Origin of the sequence: Paenibacillus sp. O199 (assembly GCF_001636635.1) — a bacterium.
In the GTDB taxonomy this organism is placed as follows: Bacteria; Bacillota; Bacilli; order Paenibacillales; family Paenibacillaceae; genus Paenibacillus; species Paenibacillus marchantiae.
The window spans coordinates 126,446-143,524 of the sequence record NZ_LGRP01000007.1 but is presented as its reverse complement, the minus strand read 5'-3'; the positions used below and the strand labels follow the sequence as shown (position 1 = coordinate 143,524).

General features: G+C 43.9%; 15 protein-coding genes. 12 read left to right on the top strand and 3 right to left on the bottom strand.

Going from position 1 to position 17,079, the window contains the following annotated elements; all coding sequences use genetic code 11:
* Positions 1-47 precede the first annotated feature (47 nt).
* Positions 48-1,622 (top strand): glucose-specific PTS transporter subunit IIBC, encoded by a 1,575-nt coding sequence (ptsG, locus tag A6049_RS13060; RefSeq protein WP_095206079.1) that lies wholly within the window; start codon positions 48-50, stop codon positions 1,620-1,622.
* Positions 1,623-1,627: 5 nt separating this feature from the next.
* Positions 1,628-2,353, top strand: a complete 726-nt coding sequence (locus A6049_RS13055; RefSeq protein WP_063565065.1) for an N-acetylmannosamine-6-phosphate 2-epimerase — start codon at positions 1,628-1,630, stop codon at positions 2,351-2,353.
* A gap of 49 nt (positions 2,354-2,402) precedes the next feature.
* Here the strand turns inward: A6049_RS13055 and A6049_RS13050 are convergent, their stop codons facing one another.
* Positions 2,403-3,206 (bottom strand): MurR/RpiR family transcriptional regulator, encoded by an 804-nt coding sequence (locus A6049_RS13050; protein WP_205412012.1) that lies wholly within the window; start codon positions 3,204-3,206, stop codon positions 2,403-2,405.
* Positions 3,207-3,503: 297 nt separating this feature from the next.
* Here A6049_RS13050 and A6049_RS13045 point away from each other — a divergent pair, with 297 nt between their 5' ends.
* The 3 genes from A6049_RS13045 (at position 3,504) to A6049_RS13035 (ending at position 9,739) form a co-directional block, all read left to right on the top strand.
* Positions 3,504-7,568 carry an S-layer homology domain-containing protein gene (locus tag A6049_RS13045; RefSeq protein ID WP_063565064.1) on the top strand — a complete coding sequence of 1,355 codons (4,065 nt, stop codon included), beginning with the start codon at positions 3,504-3,506 and terminating at the stop codon, positions 7,566-7,568.
* A gap of 161 nt (positions 7,569-7,729) precedes the next feature.
* Positions 7,730-8,776: an AraC family transcriptional regulator gene (locus A6049_RS13040; protein ID WP_063565063.1), complete on the top strand. Its 1,047-nt coding sequence runs from the start codon at positions 7,730-7,732 to the stop codon at positions 8,774-8,776.
* Positions 8,777-8,944: 168 nt separating this feature from the next.
* Entirely contained in the window at positions 8,945-9,739 is a 795-nt protein-coding gene (locus A6049_RS13035) for an SDR family NAD(P)-dependent oxidoreductase (protein WP_063565062.1), read from the top strand.
* Between the two features lie 83 nt (positions 9,740-9,822).
* Here the strand turns inward: A6049_RS13035 and A6049_RS13030 are convergent, their stop codons facing one another.
* On the bottom strand, positions 9,823-10,728 hold the full coding sequence (locus A6049_RS13030) for a LysR family transcriptional regulator (protein WP_063565061.1): 906 nt from the start codon (positions 10,726-10,728) through the stop codon (positions 9,823-9,825).
* Positions 10,729-10,862: 134 nt separating this feature from the next.
* On the opposite strand from A6049_RS13030, the gene A6049_RS13025 reads away from it, so the two are divergent.
* Positions 10,863-11,441: a LysE family translocator gene (locus A6049_RS13025; RefSeq protein ID WP_063565060.1), complete on the top strand. Its 579-nt coding sequence runs from the start codon at positions 10,863-10,865 to the stop codon at positions 11,439-11,441.
* A gap of 25 nt (positions 11,442-11,466) precedes the next feature.
* Entirely contained in the window at positions 11,467-12,612 is a 1,146-nt protein-coding gene (locus tag A6049_RS13020) for an epoxide hydrolase family protein (protein ID WP_063565059.1), read from the top strand.
* A gap of 101 nt (positions 12,613-12,713) precedes the next feature.
* Here the strand turns inward: A6049_RS13020 and A6049_RS13015 are convergent, their stop codons facing one another.
* Positions 12,714-13,373: a helix-turn-helix transcriptional regulator gene (locus A6049_RS13015; protein WP_063565058.1), complete on the bottom strand. Its 660-nt coding sequence runs from the start codon at positions 13,371-13,373 to the stop codon at positions 12,714-12,716.
* 165 nt (positions 13,374-13,538) lie between these two features.
* Here A6049_RS13015 and A6049_RS13010 point away from each other — a divergent pair, with 165 nt between their 5' ends.
* The 5 genes from A6049_RS13010 (at position 13,539) to murB (ending at position 17,079) form a co-directional block, all read left to right on the top strand.
* Entirely contained in the window at positions 13,539-14,942 is a 1,404-nt protein-coding gene (locus tag A6049_RS13010; RefSeq protein WP_063565057.1) for an MFS transporter, read from the top strand.
* A 33-nt stretch (positions 14,943-14,975) separates the two neighbouring features.
* A complete protein-coding gene (locus A6049_RS13005; RefSeq protein ID WP_063565056.1) occupies positions 14,976-15,281 on the top strand; it encodes a winged helix-turn-helix transcriptional regulator in 306 nt (101 codons plus the stop codon).
* A 50-nt stretch (positions 15,282-15,331) separates the two neighbouring features.
* Complete coding sequence (locus A6049_RS13000) at positions 15,332-15,673, top strand: hypothetical protein (protein WP_063565055.1); 342 nt, start codon at positions 15,332-15,334, stop codon at positions 15,671-15,673.
* Between the two features lie 45 nt (positions 15,674-15,718).
* Positions 15,719-16,075, top strand: coding sequence for a HesB/IscA family protein (locus tag A6049_RS12995; RefSeq protein ID WP_063565054.1), 357 nt, complete (start codon positions 15,719-15,721; stop codon positions 16,073-16,075).
* 113 nt (positions 16,076-16,188) lie between these two features.
* Positions 16,189-17,079, top strand: a complete 891-nt coding sequence (murB, locus tag A6049_RS12990; protein ID WP_063565053.1) for a UDP-N-acetylmuramate dehydrogenase — start codon at positions 16,189-16,191, stop codon at positions 17,077-17,079.

Below are 17,079 nucleotides of genomic sequence, written 5' to 3'. Positions count from 1 at the left end.
ATAATTATCATGTAAATGAAAATAGTTTTAGAGAGGTGGATATCACTGTGAAGCAATATTTTGAGAAGGCTCAGAAGTTTGGTAAATCGTTTATGCTTCCTATTGCTGTTTTACCAGCGGCGGGTCTATTACTGGGGATCGGAGGGGCCTTGTCCAACGCCAATACGGTTAACTCGTATCCATTTTTGCAGATCACATGGTTGCAGCAAGTGTTTACGGTGATGAGCAGTGCAGGAAGTATTGTGTTTGATAATCTGGCATTAATCTTTGCCATTGGTGTGGCTGTTGGACTCGCCAGAGCGGACAAAGGTACAGCAGGATTGGCAGCTGGACTTGCCTATCTGGTCATGAATGCATCGATCAATGCCATGCTGGTCAATTCGGATAAACTTGCCGCGGATCATTTGGCTAGTGCCGGTCAAGGTATGGTACTTGGAATCCAAACCTTGCAAACCGGTGTACTCGGAGGGATCGTCGTCGGATTGGTTACCGCATGGCTTCATAATCGGTATAACAAAATAGAACTTCCTCAATTCTTAGGATTCTTTGGAGGTTCACGTTTCATTCCTATCGTTTCATCTTTTGCGGCCATCTTTATTGGTATTGCTTTGTTCTTGATCTGGCCAACCATCCAGCTCGGCATAACGCAGCTTGGAGGTTTGGTCGATAGAACTGGGTATATCGGAACACTGTTATATGGATTTATTTTACGGATGCTGGGTCCACTGGGGTTGCACCACATCTTTTATCTGCCTTTCTGGCAGACGGGAGTCGGCGGAACAATGGAGGTTGCGGGAAAAGTTTACGAAGGAACACAGAATATTTTCTTTGCTCAACTGGGAGACCCTGCAACCGAGAAGTTCTTCTCGGGTACATCCCGATTTATGTCAGGACGTTTTATCACGATGATGTTTGGTTTGCTCGGTGCGGCCCTCGCTATTTATCATACGGCCAAGCCTGAACGTAAAAAAGTAGTTGGCGGATTGATGTTGTCTGCGGCACTCACTTCGTTCTTGACAGGAATTACGGAGCCTCTGGAATTCTCATTCCTGTTTGTTGCTCCAATCCTGTATGTCATTCACGCCGTATTTGATGGATTGGCATTTATGCTTTCACATATTTTTGAGATTACAATCGGTCAGACTTTTTCAGGTGGATTAATCGACTTTATCTTATTCGGGGTACTTCAGGGTAATGCCAAAACGAACTGGATTATCGTTCCCATCATCGGAGTGGTCTGGTTCTTCCTTTATTACTTCACCTTCCGAATCTTGATTGTGAAGCTCAATTTAAAAACTTCGGGACGTGAGGAAGAAGTAACATCAGAGGCAGACGCCAAAACGCAAAGTCAGCAGTCTAATACACCCGCATCAACGAAAGGTGAAGAACGCTCCATCGCTATCCTGAATGGACTTGGCGGTGCAGACAATATTAACGAATTGGATTGCTGTGCAACACGGCTTCGCGTATCTGTGAAGGATATCGAGAAGGTTCAAAAGGATGCGCTTACAGCTACTGGAGCCAAAGGGGTAGTACTTGTTGGTAACGGAGTGCAGGTTATTTATGGCCCTCAGGTTACCGTGATCAAAAATGAAATCGAAGAAATTATGGAAACGGAGTAATTGCAATGAATTTAGATAAATTAGATAAATTAGGTTTACAAGGTGGTCTCGTTGTATCATGTCAGGCTTTGGAGCACGAGCCACTTCATAGTTCGCTGATTATGGGACGCATGGCAGTCGCAGCAAAAGAGGGAGGAGCGATCGGTATTCGTGCGAATACTGCTGTAGATGTGAAAGAGATCAAAGAACAGGTTGATCTGCCCGTCATAGGTATAGTGAAAAGAAACTACGGAACCAATCCCGTATTTATTACACCAACGATCTTGGAAGTAGATGAACTTGCCGAGGTCCACGCAGAGATTGTTGCGGTTGATGCCACTTTGCGTGCACGGCCGGACGGTAAATCACTGGATGAATTCGTACATGAAATTCGCACCAAACATCCTCAACTTCTATTAATGGGGGATATTTCAACCAAAGAGGAAGCCATCAATGCAGAACGACTTGGTTTTGATCTGATTTCCTCTACATTGGTCGGATACACAGAAGAGACAGCAGGGCTTAAGCTGTATGATAATCAATTTGCAGCCTTGAAAGAAATTCTAACTAGCGTACAAACGCCTGTTGTTGCGGAAGGGAATATCATGACACCGGAGATGGCAGCAACGTGTCTGGAAGCTGGAGTCTATTGTGTTGTTGTTGGTGGAGCCATTACGCGTCCTCAACAAATTACGGAACGTTTTGTCTCTGAAATTGCTAAATTGAAAAAGCCTTCTCCTTCTGTCCAATAAAAAAAGAAGAAATCAACAAAACAGCCAACGAAATAGGTTGGCTGTTTATTTATTCAGCAGAATAAAGAGCTTTTAACGTTTGCTGCCGCGCATGGAGTAAATGTTCATCCTCAAGTAATAGAAGAGAAATCACATCCAGGATGTAAATAATGGCTAATTGGCTGTTGATGAAGCTCACATCTCCGGTTCGCCCGATATCAGGTGTGAAAATGCACAAATCCGAGACTTCAGACAGGGGTGTATGATCAAAATTAGTAATTCCAACAACTTTGCTTCCTCTTTTTTTGGCTGCGTTTAATGCGTCACTGACTTCTAAGGTTCGTCCTGAATTGGATAAACCAATGACCAGATCATCTTCGCCCAAAAGAGAAGCACTCATGATCATCATGTGTGAATCCGTCACCGCATCAATGACGATATCCATCCGCATTAGTCTGTATTTGAACTCCAGAGCAGATAAACCTGAACTTCCCAAACCATAAACATAGATTCTGCGAGCTTTTTTTATGTACTGGACCACTTGTTTGATTCTGTCGGTATCCAGCATTTCTGCGGTAGCGTTGATGATATCATTGTGGATCTGCTGTGTTCTGATAAAGAAATCTGTTTGATTGCGGGGTTGATCCACTTCACGGTTAAGTCGAATTTTAAAATCTACAAAGGTAGAACAACCTACTTTTTTACAAAATCGAGTTATGGTTGACATGGAAGCATTGGTGTAAGCAGCCAAATCCCTAATATTAATATTATTAATGGATGATTTATTACGCATCACATAATCAGCGATTTCCTTTTCTTTCGCTGAAAAACGTTGATATTCAAGCTGCAGCATGTCGATGACACTAGATGACATTATGATTCCCCTTTCCCAGAACATGTTAACTTTTGTATAGTCTATCCTCATTAGTCTACTTCCTAAAAGCCAATTCATCAAACCTTTAAAAATAGTCTGTATATTTTGATCCAAATAGGAGGAAAACCATATTAATTATTATGTTAACTAAAAACATTGTCCATATTATAAGTCAAATAAATGTAAGAGTTTACATAAGTTTTACTTCCCGCTAACTGAATGCTGATCTTCTCTTGTTATGCTAGGCCTGTTTGGATTTACATAAGCCAACCAATCATACATACAAAGGAGAGAATTATGATCAGTCACCTCTACAAAAAAGTGTTATCCATCCTGTTATCGATTGCTTTGGTATTCGGATGGCTTGCGGGATTTGGGGGAGTTAATTCAGCCCAAGCCGCATCATTGTCTGAGCCTGAGATGCTGTTAGAGCGTAATGCCACTTGGCATTATTTCGATCAGGGTCAGGATCTGCAATCGGATTGGCGTGCTTCATACGATGATTCATCTTGGAAAACGGGACAGGCTCCACTTGGTTACAAAGACAACGGTAATGGCGTAAGCACTTCCTATTTTGGATCACTCAAAACGGAAGTCAGCTACGGTCTGGACAAAAAAAATAAACCCCGCACAACCTATTTCCGGACAAACATTAACGTTAACAAGGATCAGATTGACGGTTACGGGCAAATTCTCGGCACATTCGGTATTGATGACGGTGCAGTGATCTATGTGAATGGTGTGGAAGTCATTCGTTTTGGCATGCCGGATGGAGAGATTGTGTACTCCACCCAAGCAACCTCAAATAAGGACTTGCCGGTAATGTATGAGAATATCGACCTAACTGAGCCAATGAAAGCCAATTTGCATGAAGGCTCAAACGAAATTGCGGTCGAAGTGCATCAACAGAGCGACAGCAGCTCGGACCTGTATTTTGACATGGAGCTTAAAGCCTTGGCTAATGCGCCATCGCTGGATATCAGCAAAATAACGGTTACCTTCTATGGAGATGCAACAAGTAGCAAAGGCTTCACTTGGTATACTCCTCTTGCATCTGCACAGAGCACTGTTCAAGTGGTGCCGAAACAAGGAGGAGGCGTTGCCGACTTCAGTCAGGCCCAAATTTTCAATGGGCGTGCAACCGTCGCTTCCAACTCCCCGGGAGAAATGGTGCATAAGGCGGAAGCGACAGGCCTTTCCCCTGACACTTCTTATTCTTTCCGTGTTGGTGATCAGGATCTGGGTATATGGAGTGAGGTTGGAACGTTTAAAACGGCTCCGGTTGACGGAGCATTTACCTTTATTGACCTGACGGATACACAAGCGAAGGAAGAGGATGAGGCGATCCTGTCCGGATCTACTCTGTCCAAAGCACTCGCGACTGTTCCGAATGCTGAATTTGTCGTCCATAACGGAGACGTTGTGGAGAATGGCACTTCAGAGCAAGAATGGAATTGGTTGCTTGGTCATTCGCAAGCCAGTCTTATGAACACGACCATTGCACCGTCTGCTGGCAATCATGAGAATAAAAATTATGCGTTCTACGAGCATTTTAATGTGAAGCAGCCAGACGGTGCTACAACGGTAACAGGCGCATATTATTCGTATAATTATAGCAAAGCTCATTTTATCGTATTGAACTCCAACGAGGATTCATCGGATTACGCCAACTTCTCGAATGAGCAAGTCGCATGGATGAAGCAGGATGTAGCGGAAGCAAAAGCCGCAGGGGCCAAGTGGATTATCGTGAACATCCATAAAGGTCCATACACGACATCGAATCACGCCACGGATAGCGACATTATTGGTGCGAACGGTGAACGAAAAAAAATCGCTCCACTCATGAACGAACTGGGGATTGATCTAGTCCTTCAGGGACATGACCATATCTATGCACGGACGAAACCAATCAAGAGCGATGGTACTGCTGAAGATGTGTCCAAAATAACGGAGACCTTCAATGGACAGAGTATCGAATACGCGGTCAAACCGGATGGAACCATTTATATGATTCCTGCTACCGCCGGGGCTAAAGTATATTTCAAAAACCAGAAAACTGAATTAGGAGATGCATATTTTAATTTGTTCGAGCGTGCGGAGGAAAACCACGCTCGGCAATATGGCGACACCACGAGCGCAGCCAGAGGGCAGGTTCAGAACTTCGTTTCATTGACTATTGACGGAGACAAGCTGTCCGCCATAACGTATGAGATTGACCAAAATAAGAATGCAGAACCATTTGTCGTGGATACTTTCGGGATTATCAAGGAATCGGATACAGTTCCTGTTCCAGAACAGGTAAACAAGGTAACGGTAACGTTCCATGGAGATCCTACCAAGAGCAAGGGGTTCACATGGTACACTTCCGATCAAGTAACGAATAGCGACCTTCAGGTTGTGGAGAAAACAGCTGCAACACCTGATTTCACGCAAGCCAAATCGGTTCAAGGGCGCTCTGCACAACCTGCGAATGCTCCTACAGAACTGATGCACAAAGCAGAAGTGACAGATCTGAAAGCTAATACAACCTATTATTTCCGTGTAGGGGATGCTTCCCAGCAAGTATGGAGCGAGACTGGTACCTTCCGTACAGCACCGGAGAAAGGCAAATTCACTTTCATTGATCTGGCGGATACACAAGCGAAGGAAGAGGATGAGGCAATTCTGTCCTCTGAGACATTGGCCAAAGCATTGGCTACAGTACCGGATGCACAATTTGTTGTTCATAACGGGGATATCGTTGATAATGGTGTGAAAGAGGAACAGTGGAACTGGCTGCTCGGGCATTCGCAGGAAAGCCTCTTAAATACAACCATCGTTCCATCCGCAGGGAACCACGAGGACGAAAATTATGCGTTTATCGATCATTTCAACATCCAGTCACCGGTAAATTCTGCTACGGAGACGGGAGCTTACTATTCTTATGATTACAGCAATGCGCATTTTGTTGTGTTGAACTCCAATGAGGATTCGGATGAGTATGACAACTTCTCTTTAGAGCAAGTCGAGTGGCTGAAGAAAGATGTTCAGGCTGCCAAGAAGAATGGATCCCAGTGGATAATCGTCAATATTCACAAGGGACCGTACACGACGTCAAATCACGCAACGGATTCCGACATCATGGGAGCAAACGGTGTGCGTACCAAGATTGCACCGATCATGGCGGAGCTTGGCATTGATTTTGTACTCCAGGGACATGATCACATCTATGCGCGCACAAAACCGATTGATCAGAAGGGGAAAGCGCGTCAGCCAGAGATTATCACGGAGATGCAAAACGGACAGAAAATCGAGTACTCTGTGAATCCGGATGGCACGATCTATCTGATTCCGGCAACAGCGGGTCCAAAAGTGTATTACAAAAATCCGAGCACAAGTCTCGGTGATGCTTATTACAATCTTTTTGAACTGGCAGAGGAGAATCATGCAGCCAAATATGGCCCTGATCCGAATGACAACCGTCGTCCAATGCGCAGTCAGGTACAAAATTTTGTGGGCATTACGATTGACGGCAGCAAATTGACAGCTATAACGTATGAAATTGACCAAAATCAAAATGGAGCAGCCCCGTTCATTGTTGATCGGTTCGGTATCGTGAAGAAGACAGAACCATCGAATCCAGGACCAGGAACTTCCAATCCGGGAACATCGAATCCCGGCTCGGGTTCAGGTTCAGGTAATGGATCTGGCAGCGGTAATGGCTCCTCAGGAAGCGGTGGCGATACAACTACCGGTAACGGTTCGAACAGCGGTAGTGGTAGCGGAACTGATTCCGGCAACAAACCGGATACTGGATCAGGCAATAACGGAAACGGAGGGACTGCGCCAGCGTTGAAAGATACAGCCGGACACTGGGCAAAATCTGCAATTGATAAAGCCCTGGCGGCTGGATTCGTCAATGGCTATGGCGATCAGACCTTCCGTCCAAATCAGAAAGTCACACGTGCCGAGTTCATTACGATGCTGGGCCGTGCCTTGAATCTGAATACCGTAAGCGAGAGTATTCACTATACGGATGATAACAAGATTCCTTCATGGGCGAAGCCTTATATTACAGCAGCTGCATCCGCTGGCATTGTCAATGGTTACGAGAATGGCTCGTTCGGCCCTAGCAAGACGCTGAGCCGGGCGGAGATGGTAACTATGATTGCACGCGCTGGCGGAATCCAAACGGATTCCAATGCGAAACTGGATTTCAAAGATGCAAAAGATGTCCCAGCATGGGCAGTATCCTATGTAGCTTCTGCTGTGGAAGCAGGTCTGGTGGGCGGTGTAGGTGGCAATCGATTTGCTCCGATGCAGACAGCTACCCGTGCTGAAGCAGTTACACTTATTGTTGGGCTTCTTGAACAATCGAAATAACGCTAAACCTAATTTCCAAGAAACCAATGCGGAACGTTCCCGCATTGGTTTCTTGTTTTATTCTAGAGACCGGGAAATATTAGAGTTATTGCAAAAGAATCAGAGTCCCTGTACAGTGGATGAATCATTAAGCAACAATGACTCCAAGAAGGAGGGTATTTATGAAGTCCCACACCTCTGAGCGTATTAAATTCCCGGCAGGGTTTTGGACAAGCTTGCATCAATTAGGGATTGCGGCCCACGATGTAGCTCGCAAAGCACAACTGCCGCTCACGATTATAACTGAACCAGCCGTCACGACTGCTCAATATTTCGCGATCTGGCAGGCATATTCTGATCTCGTCGGTGACACTGCCGAAGGAATCATCAAGCTTGCGACCGTCTTTGAAACGGGGAAATACCCGCCGAGTGTCTTAGCAACCTACCATGCGCGTGACTACCGTGATGCATTACACCGAATGGCTCGCTACAAACAACTTTGTCCCCCTGAAAGCTTGCGTATTACTGAGGAGGGCGATGATTGTTCAATTGAACTGAAATGGTCTAACGAACAACCAGGTCCGTCATTGCTGGTTGGAGTCACACTGGCATTTCTCCTCGAACTTGGGCGCCGGGGAACAGGTCAACCTTTGACTGCGCGGCTTGTCGAATTTTCGCGCACCATGGGCGATGTTCGAACCCTTGAGACTTATTTTGGCTGCCCAATTCGAATTGGTGCAACTTGTAACCGGCTTACCTTACTTCGTAAAGATTTGGACCGTCCGTTTCTTTCATACAACGAAGAGTTACTGGAGATCCTTACTCCCGCCCTGGACCGATCGCTGGATGAACAGCAGGGCAGTCGTTCTATTACAGACATGGTCAAATGGATTATGAAACGCAGTCTCACAGGAGGTCGCCCCGACATTCAAGTCGTTGCCAAGGAATTGGGTATGAGCGATCGGACCTTGCAGCGCCGGCTTACAGAAGAGAATACAAGTTTCAAGCATCTATTGACGCAAGCCAGACATGAGCAGGCACGAGCCTACTTGGCAGACCCTACACTGGATATTAAAGAAGTAGCTTTCTTGATTGGATATGAAGACCAGAATTCGTTCTACCGTGCCTTTCGTTCATGGGAAGGGGATACGCCAACGAATTGGCGTACGGTATATTTAGGAACGAATTCGCTATCCGAAGGACCGCCAGAATCATCAACTCTTCATTAACTAAATGCTTTGTATCATTTGGCGTGTTATGCAAGAACTTTGGCGCAACACGCTAGTTACTGGACAACGTAGACAAGGTAATATAAATCCTATCCGGAGCACAAGACTGTTTTTAACATGATAACGAATCAGCTTGCCGCTACAAGAAAATAAAAGGAGTAGTGTAATATGGATATGGGTTTATACGGTAAAACAGCTTTGGTTACAGGATCGACGAAGGGGATAGGGAAAGCCATTGCCATTGAACTTGCCAAAGAAGGGGTTAATGTGCTCATCAATGGACGAAATGATGCAGAGGTTGAGCGCATGGTTCATGAAATGAAGTCTGATTTTCCTGCTACCTCACCTCAAAAAGCTACAGCTGATCTGGTGGACATTGGTCAAAGAGAAGCCTTATTTGAAAAATACCCCCAAATTGATATCCTAGTGAACAATATGGGGATTTATGAAATGATGCAATATGAGGATATCAGCGATGAGGTTTGGGAGAAATACTTCCGTACGAATGTGCTCGCTGCAAATGCATTGTCCAAATTTTATATGCCAAAAATGTTGCAAAATGATTATGGCCGCATGATCTTTATTGCGAGTGAAGAAGCCATTATGCCTTCAGGACAAATGCCTCAGTATTGCATGACCAAATCCATGTTATTATCGTTGTCCAAAAGTTTATCGAAATTAACGGTAGGAACAGAAGTTACCGTCAATACAATCATGCCAGGACCAACCCTCTCTGAAAATGTGCAAGAAATCATTGAGAGCATCTACCCTGATGAATCGATGACTTTTTTAGAAAAAGAGAAGGATTTTATGCGCAAAAACCTGCCTCAATCCGAAATCCAACGATTTATCAAGCCTGTTGAGATTGGCAGATTGGCCACATTTGTATGCAGTCCGTATGCATCGGCATTCAAAGGTTCTCCAATCCGTATGGATGGGGGAATGGTGCCAACCATCTTCTAAACTTGTTTTTCACTATACAAGTGAACGTAAAGAACCTTGAGGGAAGCCCAAGGTTCTTTTTTTGTTTCTATATATCTATAAGCTTAATGGATCAAATCCGATTCGTTTTCTGATACACTGATTGATTTTATAACAAGCTCACTGAAAGCTTTAATGGCTGGAGATAGCCATTTTTTCTTTTTAATCAGCATATGGGAGTAAAGGGGGTCAAACTGTTCGGAATGACTCACAATCTTAAGTTTTCCTCGTTCCACGTCTTCTTTAACTGTCATGTAAGGTAAAAAAGAAAAGCCGAGTCCACTCATAACGGTTTGTTTGATGGCCTCAATACTCCATAACTCCATCGTTTGAAACGGAGGAATATCATGTTTTACAAGATGTTTTTCAAACATGGTTCGATAACTGCATCCTTCTTCGTTGGTGATAAAAAAGGTGGGGTTGTTCTCCAGTTTATACGCATCAAAATGTTCCGGGCCGTCATTGCTGGAAACCAGTACTATTTTTTCCTCGATTAGCTGGTAATGAATGCATTTTTCCGGATGCAGCTCCGGGTACACCATCAAAGCTACATCTACACGCCCACTTATCAAATCAACCTGGTTTTGCTCACATGTACCGTTGGTAAGGATGAATTGAACTTGAGGATATTTCGATGAATACTCCTTGATGATCGGACTTAATCTGGAAATTGTTAAAGACTCTGGTGCAGCTACCCTTAATTTACCTTTAACTTCCTGTTCGCTTCTTATACTTTTAATTTGATCATGAGTTGCCAGCAAATCTTCTGCCAGCGGTATTAATTCCCTCCCCAGATGTGTAAGCTTCAATTGTCTTTTTTCGTATGTGAAAAGCTCCCCGCCAATCTCTTCTTCTAGGGACTGTATATGAGCCGTGATCGTAGATTGTGTGTAGCCCAATTGGGATGCGGCACCGGTATAGCTTCCAACCTCGACAATCGTCTGAAATGTGACAAGATGTCTAATTTCCATCCAAGTTCTCCTTAGCTTGAGACATGTATCGATAAAAATGATAATGCTTTTAATAATTTCGATTTTATTAAGGGTTTAATTCATCATACAATAAAGTCCTTCAGATCGTAAATGATTTCATTGGGGGGTACAGCTTGAATATTGTAGCATTTCTAACGTATGTTATCGTGACCTCCATAACACCTGGACCAAGCAACATCTTGATGATGAATGAGGCACGGAAATTTGGCTTTATTGGATCATGGAGATTTAATGGTGGTATTTTAGCGGGGTTTGGCTTATTGGGGATCATAAGCGGCGTATTTACAACAAGCCTATATCACTGGTTGCCAGTTGTAGGGCCGTATTTTAAATGGGCTGGTGCAGCATATATGCTTTATCTGGTGTGGCTTATGATTGGGAATAAAAGCTCGGCAAAGGATTCGAGGGATGTGCAATCGTCATTTTTATCCGGTGTTATGCTCCAACTTATCAATGTCAAAAGTATATTGTTTTTTCTAACGGTGATGAGTGCTTTCATTTTGCCTTCTTCACCTTCTGGCGGGAGTCTTGTTATTTATTTGAGTTTATCGATCCTTCTGGGATGGTTGTCGTTACTTGTATGGTCGGGGTTTGGCTCCATGTTCAAAACCTTTCTAACTGTCCATGACAGGTCAATTCGATTGCTGATGTGTCTGTTGTTGACATACTCAGCGATACGTATTTTTATTTAACTCAAAACGTAGGAGGATAATTGAAATGAAACCGTTCAAGATCGCTATTCCAGAGCAACAATTACACGATTTATCTAACAGATTGAAACAGGTTCGATGGCCCTCTCGATTCTCTGAAGAACCATGGGCTTTGGGGACAGATCATTCCTTTTTGAAGCGATTAGTGGATTACTGGAGTTCGGAGTATAACTGGCGCGAGCAAGAAGCAAGACTGAATCGTTTCCCGCAATATATTGAGAACGTGGATGGTTTCGATATACATTTTGTTCATGTTCGAGGTGAAGGCGTTTCATCACGGCCGCTGCTACTGACTCATGGTTGGCCAGGATCATTCGTAGAAATGTTAGAACTGATTCCTTATCTAACAACCCCATCATTATATGGTGGACAGGCTGAAGACGCATTTGATGTGATTATTCCTTCTTTGCCGGGATTCGCATTTTCGAGTAAACCCACTCAGCCTGGGGTAGGTTCCAAATATGTAGCTACACTTTGGGCGAAACTGATGGATCGTCTGGGTTATGAAAGGTATTTTGTACAGGGAGGGGATATTGGAGCAGGAGTCTCAACGTGGTTAGCCTTCATCTACCCCGAGCGGGTGAGAGGACTTCATCTTAATTATATTCCTGGAAGCTACAGGCCACCACTTACTCAGAATACACCTTCGATGAGCAAAGAAGAGCGCACATACCTTGACTCCATAGCGGAATGGTCGGAACGAGAAGGCGCTTATAGCGCCCTTCATAGAACCAAGCCGGAAACTTTGGCTTTTGCACTGAGTGATTCCCCGGCAGGTCTTGCCAGCTGGATGGTAGAAAAATTTCGGGGGTGGAGTGACTGTAAAGGAGATATTGAGAGTTCCTGTTCACTTGATCATATCCTCACGAATATCTCGATATACTGGTTTACCAATACAATTGCATCTTCCATGCGAATCTATACTGAAGGTGGCAAAATGCCACTGCATTTCACGGAAGGCCAGCGCATTACTGTTCCAACAGGGGTTTCCGTATTTCCCAAGGAGTTGCCGATGCCTCCACAAAGCTGGGTAGAGCGTGTGTATCATGTTACGTACTGGGAGGAAGCGGATAAAGGGGGGCATTTCGCTGCGATGGAACAGCCAAAGTTATTAGCTGAACATCTTCATCGTTTTATTCATTCCATTAATTAATTTCTCATACAATCCTTTTCTGGATTTAACGGGAACAAAACGTAACCATTCAGAAAGTCGCCTGTTGGCGGCTTTTTATATAGTTATGCAAGTTTGTTTGGTTACGAATGATATTCTCTAACCGTATATATGCAGTTTCTTCCTCCAGCCAAAATATACTCTCCACGTTCAATATGAACTTGATCCCCCAGAACCGTTTTGAATAAATGCAATTCATTCTTACATAACCCGGTACATACCGCCGCAGCTTCACAGATTGGACAATGCTTCTCTATAAACAACAGGCTACCATCGCCTTGATCCTTGACCTCGGCCATATAGCCTTCATTTGTTCGGATTTCAGCCAGTTTCTCCAGCCTTTCCTTCACGCCGGATGTATCGCCAATGTACTGTAGATATTGCTCTTGCATGTTCTTATTCCGAACATTGAGGAGCTTGTCCAGCCCTTCATTTCCGAAAGCTTCTTTCATGGAATTGATCAGACTGACGGATAACTCCGAATATCCACTAGGGAAAAAACGATCAGCAGCGGGGGTTAATCTCCATAGCTTGGTTGGTCGACCCATGGGACGAGCTTCTTCTTCGAAAGTAACCAATCCTTCTTCTTTCAGTGCATTTAAATGCTGCCTGATAGCCATTCCAGATAACGCAAATTGGGAGGAGAGTGCCACAACATCCATTCCACCTTGCTGTTTAAGCAGGTTAATGATTGCTTTTCGGGTACTGGTTGAGGCATCCTTTTTCGTTTGATCCCGGCTCATGGTGAACCTCCTTTTTAAGCAACTGAATCTTCATTATTTCATACATTTTAAACAAATACATTGACAAAGTCAAAGGCGAACTGTAGTTTAAACTTTGTAAAGTAAAATGTTTACTAAGTATCCGGATACGATGTATACATAAAATTCTCTTGGAGGTCACATACCATGTCGTCCCATTCACAAAGTATTTTCAGTCCGCGTTATTTTGCATTATCCATAGGAATTATATTGTCAGTGATGGCTGTTGGATTTGAAGGTTTGTCGGTAACGACAATTGCTCCTTCCATTGCTGGAGACCTGAACGGTCTTAACCTGTTTGGCTGGATATTCAGTACATATCTGCTTGCACAGATTATAGGCACCTTGGTTGTTGGTCGGATTATTGATAGAAGGGGACCCGCAGTACCATTTACGCTCGCACTTCTATTGTTTATTGTCGGGCTGGTCGCAGCCGCAACTGCAGGAGATATGTATACCATGATCGCGTCACGCGCCATGCAGGGTTTGGGGGCCGGAGCTATGATGACTTGCGTGTACACGGCGATTTCCTTAAGTTATCCTGATGAATTACGTGCCAAAATACTGGGCGCATTCGGTACAGCCTACGTTCTTCCGTCCATGCTTGGTCCATACGTTGCAGGGCTTATTGCAGATCAGTGGTCATGGCGCTTTGTGTTCTGGGGGATTCTACCGATCCTGTTAATTTCAGCGCTCCTTAGCTTACCTGCCTTTACGAAATTAAAATCACAGCCTTCACAAGGGGAGCAAGGATCTGCCGCTACTTGGATGGCGCTGCTATTAACGATAGGTACGGGAACTTTATTAGTGGGACTTGGAAAGCTTCCGTCAATTATTGGATTTGTTATCGTCTTTATTGGGGGAGTTCTGATGGTATACCCACTGCGCAAACTCCTGCCGGAGGGAACCCTTGCTTTGCGAAGAGGTATGCCCGCTATACTCGCTACGCGTGGATTGTTCTTCGCTGCTTATACCAGTACACAAAATTTCTTGGTATTAGCTTTAATTGAGGTGAAAGGCATTACACCTTCTCAGGCTGGTTTAATTGTAGCAAGCGCTGCACTGAGCTGGTGTGTCATTGCTTATATGCAAGGGCGTTGGGACTCGGCAGATCAGGGTCGTGGACGTCATACACGAATTATTATTGGTGTACTCCTGCTTGCCATCGGAATTACCATCGTATTTTGGGTTCCTGTTGTGACCGTTACCGCAGCGGTTATAGGCCAAATCATAGCTGGAATAGGAATTGGATTGGCACATCCGATTAGTGGTGTTGTTGCGTTTTCCCAAACAGGAGAGGAAGGCGTTGGCAAAACCTCGGCAAATCTGCAATTTGCAGATTCATTTACACCGGGCGTAGTCATCGGGATCGGTGGTTCTATCCTGGTGGTGTGTCAAGCTGGCGGGATGTCATTGCAATCAGGATTAATCGTAACGATGGGCTTTCATCTGATATTGATTGTCTTGAGCTTGATTGCCAGTACTCGAATTGCACCAGTAACAGACCAAATAAGAACGGGACTGCAATCGTTAGGCTTGAAAAACAAATAAACGGGGGTAAGCCAAGGAAGGTGTGTTCATGCGATGTTGACTTCGGATACCGAGAAACTTTTCACAGCCTATCGTATTATCGGAACGAAATGGACGATCCATATCCTATGTACTCTTTCGCAAGGTCCTAAGAAATTCAGCGAAATTTACGAAAATGTGCCTTCCATCTCAGAAGCGATCCTCTCCAAACGATTAAAAGATCTTCAGAATGATCAGTTGGTGAAGAGAAAAGCCCTAACACATCCCATACAGATCATGTATGAACTTACACCCAAAGGGGTCGCTCTAGCTGCTTTCATACCTTGCTTGATGGAATGGTTTACTACAAACATGAATTAACGCAAAGGAATATCCTGCGATTGCCATCATTTTATCCGGAGGTTTTCTGAATGAACCATGTGTTAATCCTATCCGATACGCATCACATTGTTAAAAGTTTAAGTTTGTTGATTCAAACCGAGGCGTCGTTACATGTACTGGACGCTACTCGTGATGTGATCGGTAGTAACATGGATCAACTTCCGGATAATTCTGTGATCATCGTAGATATGAATGTGGACAATATTGAGCTGCTTATAGAACAATTTCCCGAGAAATATCGAGTGATATTGTATAGCGGGTCGCTGGAACTTATGGATATTCCTATCCATCTGCAATCAACAGGTTGTCGTTATTTTAATGCATATACGAGTCCTGAAGAAATCATTAAGATTTTAATGGGCTGCGTTTGAAAAACAACCGGCTAGCCAAAAAATACGCTTCAAGGAGGTATAACAATGATTCAGGTCAGTGAAGCAGCAGCAGAAAAAATCGTTGAAATCCTGGCAAGTACGGATACCCAGAATTCTTTCCTTCGGGTCGGGGTCGATGAGGGGGGATGTAGTGGTTTATCCTATAGCCTTATCGTAGATGAACAGCAAGCAGAAGGGGATATCTTATTAGATAAAGGTGTATTTCGTATATTGGTTCACACCAATACGGTTCCATATATTGAAGGACTTGAGATTGATTACGAAGAAAGTGGAATGTTAGGGGGATTCACCATGAATAACCCTAATGCAAAAGTTTCATGTGGATGCGGGGCCAGTTTCCGAATGGCGAATTACCGTGGTGAGGTCAAAAAATGTGATTAATTGTCAGGATGACGGAATATTTTCAACCAATATCTCATATTAAACATACAATGAAGGAGCTTTCTATTTGCCGATCGTGCAATCATGTCTTTTCAACTCAGGGAGAGAATGTCATGAATATTTTTGAGAATCACATACCTTTGGAAAAATTGAAATGGAATGAGCCATTAAAAGACCACACGTATATAAAGCTGGGTGGTAAAGCAGACATACTTATCCATCCTACAACGAAAGAAGAAATTGTTAACGTGATTAACATTGCAAAAACACATCAAATACCTCTAACGATTATTGGAAAAGGATCAAATGTCATTATCAAAGATCAGGGCGTGCGTGGAATAACGCTCTCTCTGAGCGAATTTGATCAGATTAAAGTCTATGGTGACAAGATTGTCGCGCAGAGCGGTTCCAACATTATTGATGTGTCACGTACTGCTTTACACAACAGCTTAACAGGTCTGGAGTTTGCATGTGGAATACCCGGAAGTACAGGTGGCGCCTTATATATGAATGCGGGGGCTTACGGTGGTCAGATGGATGAGGTCGTTGAGCGAGCGCTAGTGGTTACTAAAAACGGAGAGCTGATAAACATGGTCCGAGATGACATGCAGCTTGGTTATCGAAACAGTATCTTTCGAACGGATCAATACATCATACTTGAAGTGGAATTTAAGCTTAAACCAGGGAATAAGGATGTCATTTCGAGTATCATGCAGGATTTAACGTTTAAACGGGAATCCAAACAACCGCTTGAATTTCCCTCTTGCGGAAGTGTATTCAAACGTCCAGAGGGACATTATGTCGGAAAACTCATTCAAGAATGTAATTTACAAGGTACTCGCATTGGGGGAGCGGAAATTTCCAAGAAGCATGCTGGTTTTATCATTAATGCAGATGACGCCACTGCTGAGGATTATTTAGAATTAATCAAATTAATTAAAAAAACAGTGCGTGATCAATTTAATATTGAATTGGAGACGGAAGTCATTATTTTGGGAGAGTAG

What these genes read in the sequence shown, in the direction of transcription:
- A6049_RS12995 (WP_063565054.1), top strand. Translation starts at nt 15,719, where the DNA reads ATGATTCAGGTCAGTGAAGCAGCAGCAGAAAAAATCGTTGAAATCCTG.
- A6049_RS13045 (WP_063565064.1), top strand. Translation starts at nt 3,504, where the DNA reads ATGATCAGTCACCTCTACAAAAAAGTGTTATCCATCCTGTTATCGATT.
- A6049_RS13030 (WP_063565061.1), bottom strand. Translation starts at nt 10,728, where the DNA reads ATGGAAATTAGACATCTTGTCACATTTCAGACGATTGTCGAGGTTGGA.
- A6049_RS13000 (WP_063565055.1), top strand. Translation starts at nt 15,332, where the DNA reads ATGAACCATGTGTTAATCCTATCCGATACGCATCACATTGTTAAAAGT.
- A6049_RS13005 (WP_063565056.1), top strand. Translation starts at nt 14,976, where the DNA reads ATGTTGACTTCGGATACCGAGAAACTTTTCACAGCCTATCGTATTATC.
- A6049_RS13015 (WP_063565058.1), bottom strand. Translation starts at nt 13,373, where the DNA reads ATGAGCCGGGATCAAACGAAAAAGGATGCCTCAACCAGTACCCGAAAA.
- A6049_RS13035 (WP_063565062.1), top strand. Translation starts at nt 8,945, where the DNA reads ATGGATATGGGTTTATACGGTAAAACAGCTTTGGTTACAGGATCGACG.
- A6049_RS13040 (WP_063565063.1), top strand. Translation starts at nt 7,730, where the DNA reads ATGAAGTCCCACACCTCTGAGCGTATTAAATTCCCGGCAGGGTTTTGG.
- A6049_RS13020 (WP_063565059.1), top strand. Translation starts at nt 11,467, where the DNA reads ATGAAACCGTTCAAGATCGCTATTCCAGAGCAACAATTACACGATTTA.
- A6049_RS13010 (WP_063565057.1), top strand. Translation starts at nt 13,539, where the DNA reads ATGTCGTCCCATTCACAAAGTATTTTCAGTCCGCGTTATTTTGCATTA.
- A6049_RS13055 (WP_063565065.1), top strand. Translation starts at nt 1,628, where the DNA reads ATGAATTTAGATAAATTAGATAAATTAGGTTTACAAGGTGGTCTCGTT.
- murB (WP_063565053.1), top strand. Translation starts at nt 16,189, where the DNA reads ATGAATATTTTTGAGAATCACATACCTTTGGAAAAATTGAAATGGAAT.
- A6049_RS13050 (WP_205412012.1), bottom strand. Translation starts at nt 3,206, where the DNA reads ATGTCATCTAGTGTCATCGACATGCTGCAGCTTGAATATCAACGTTTT.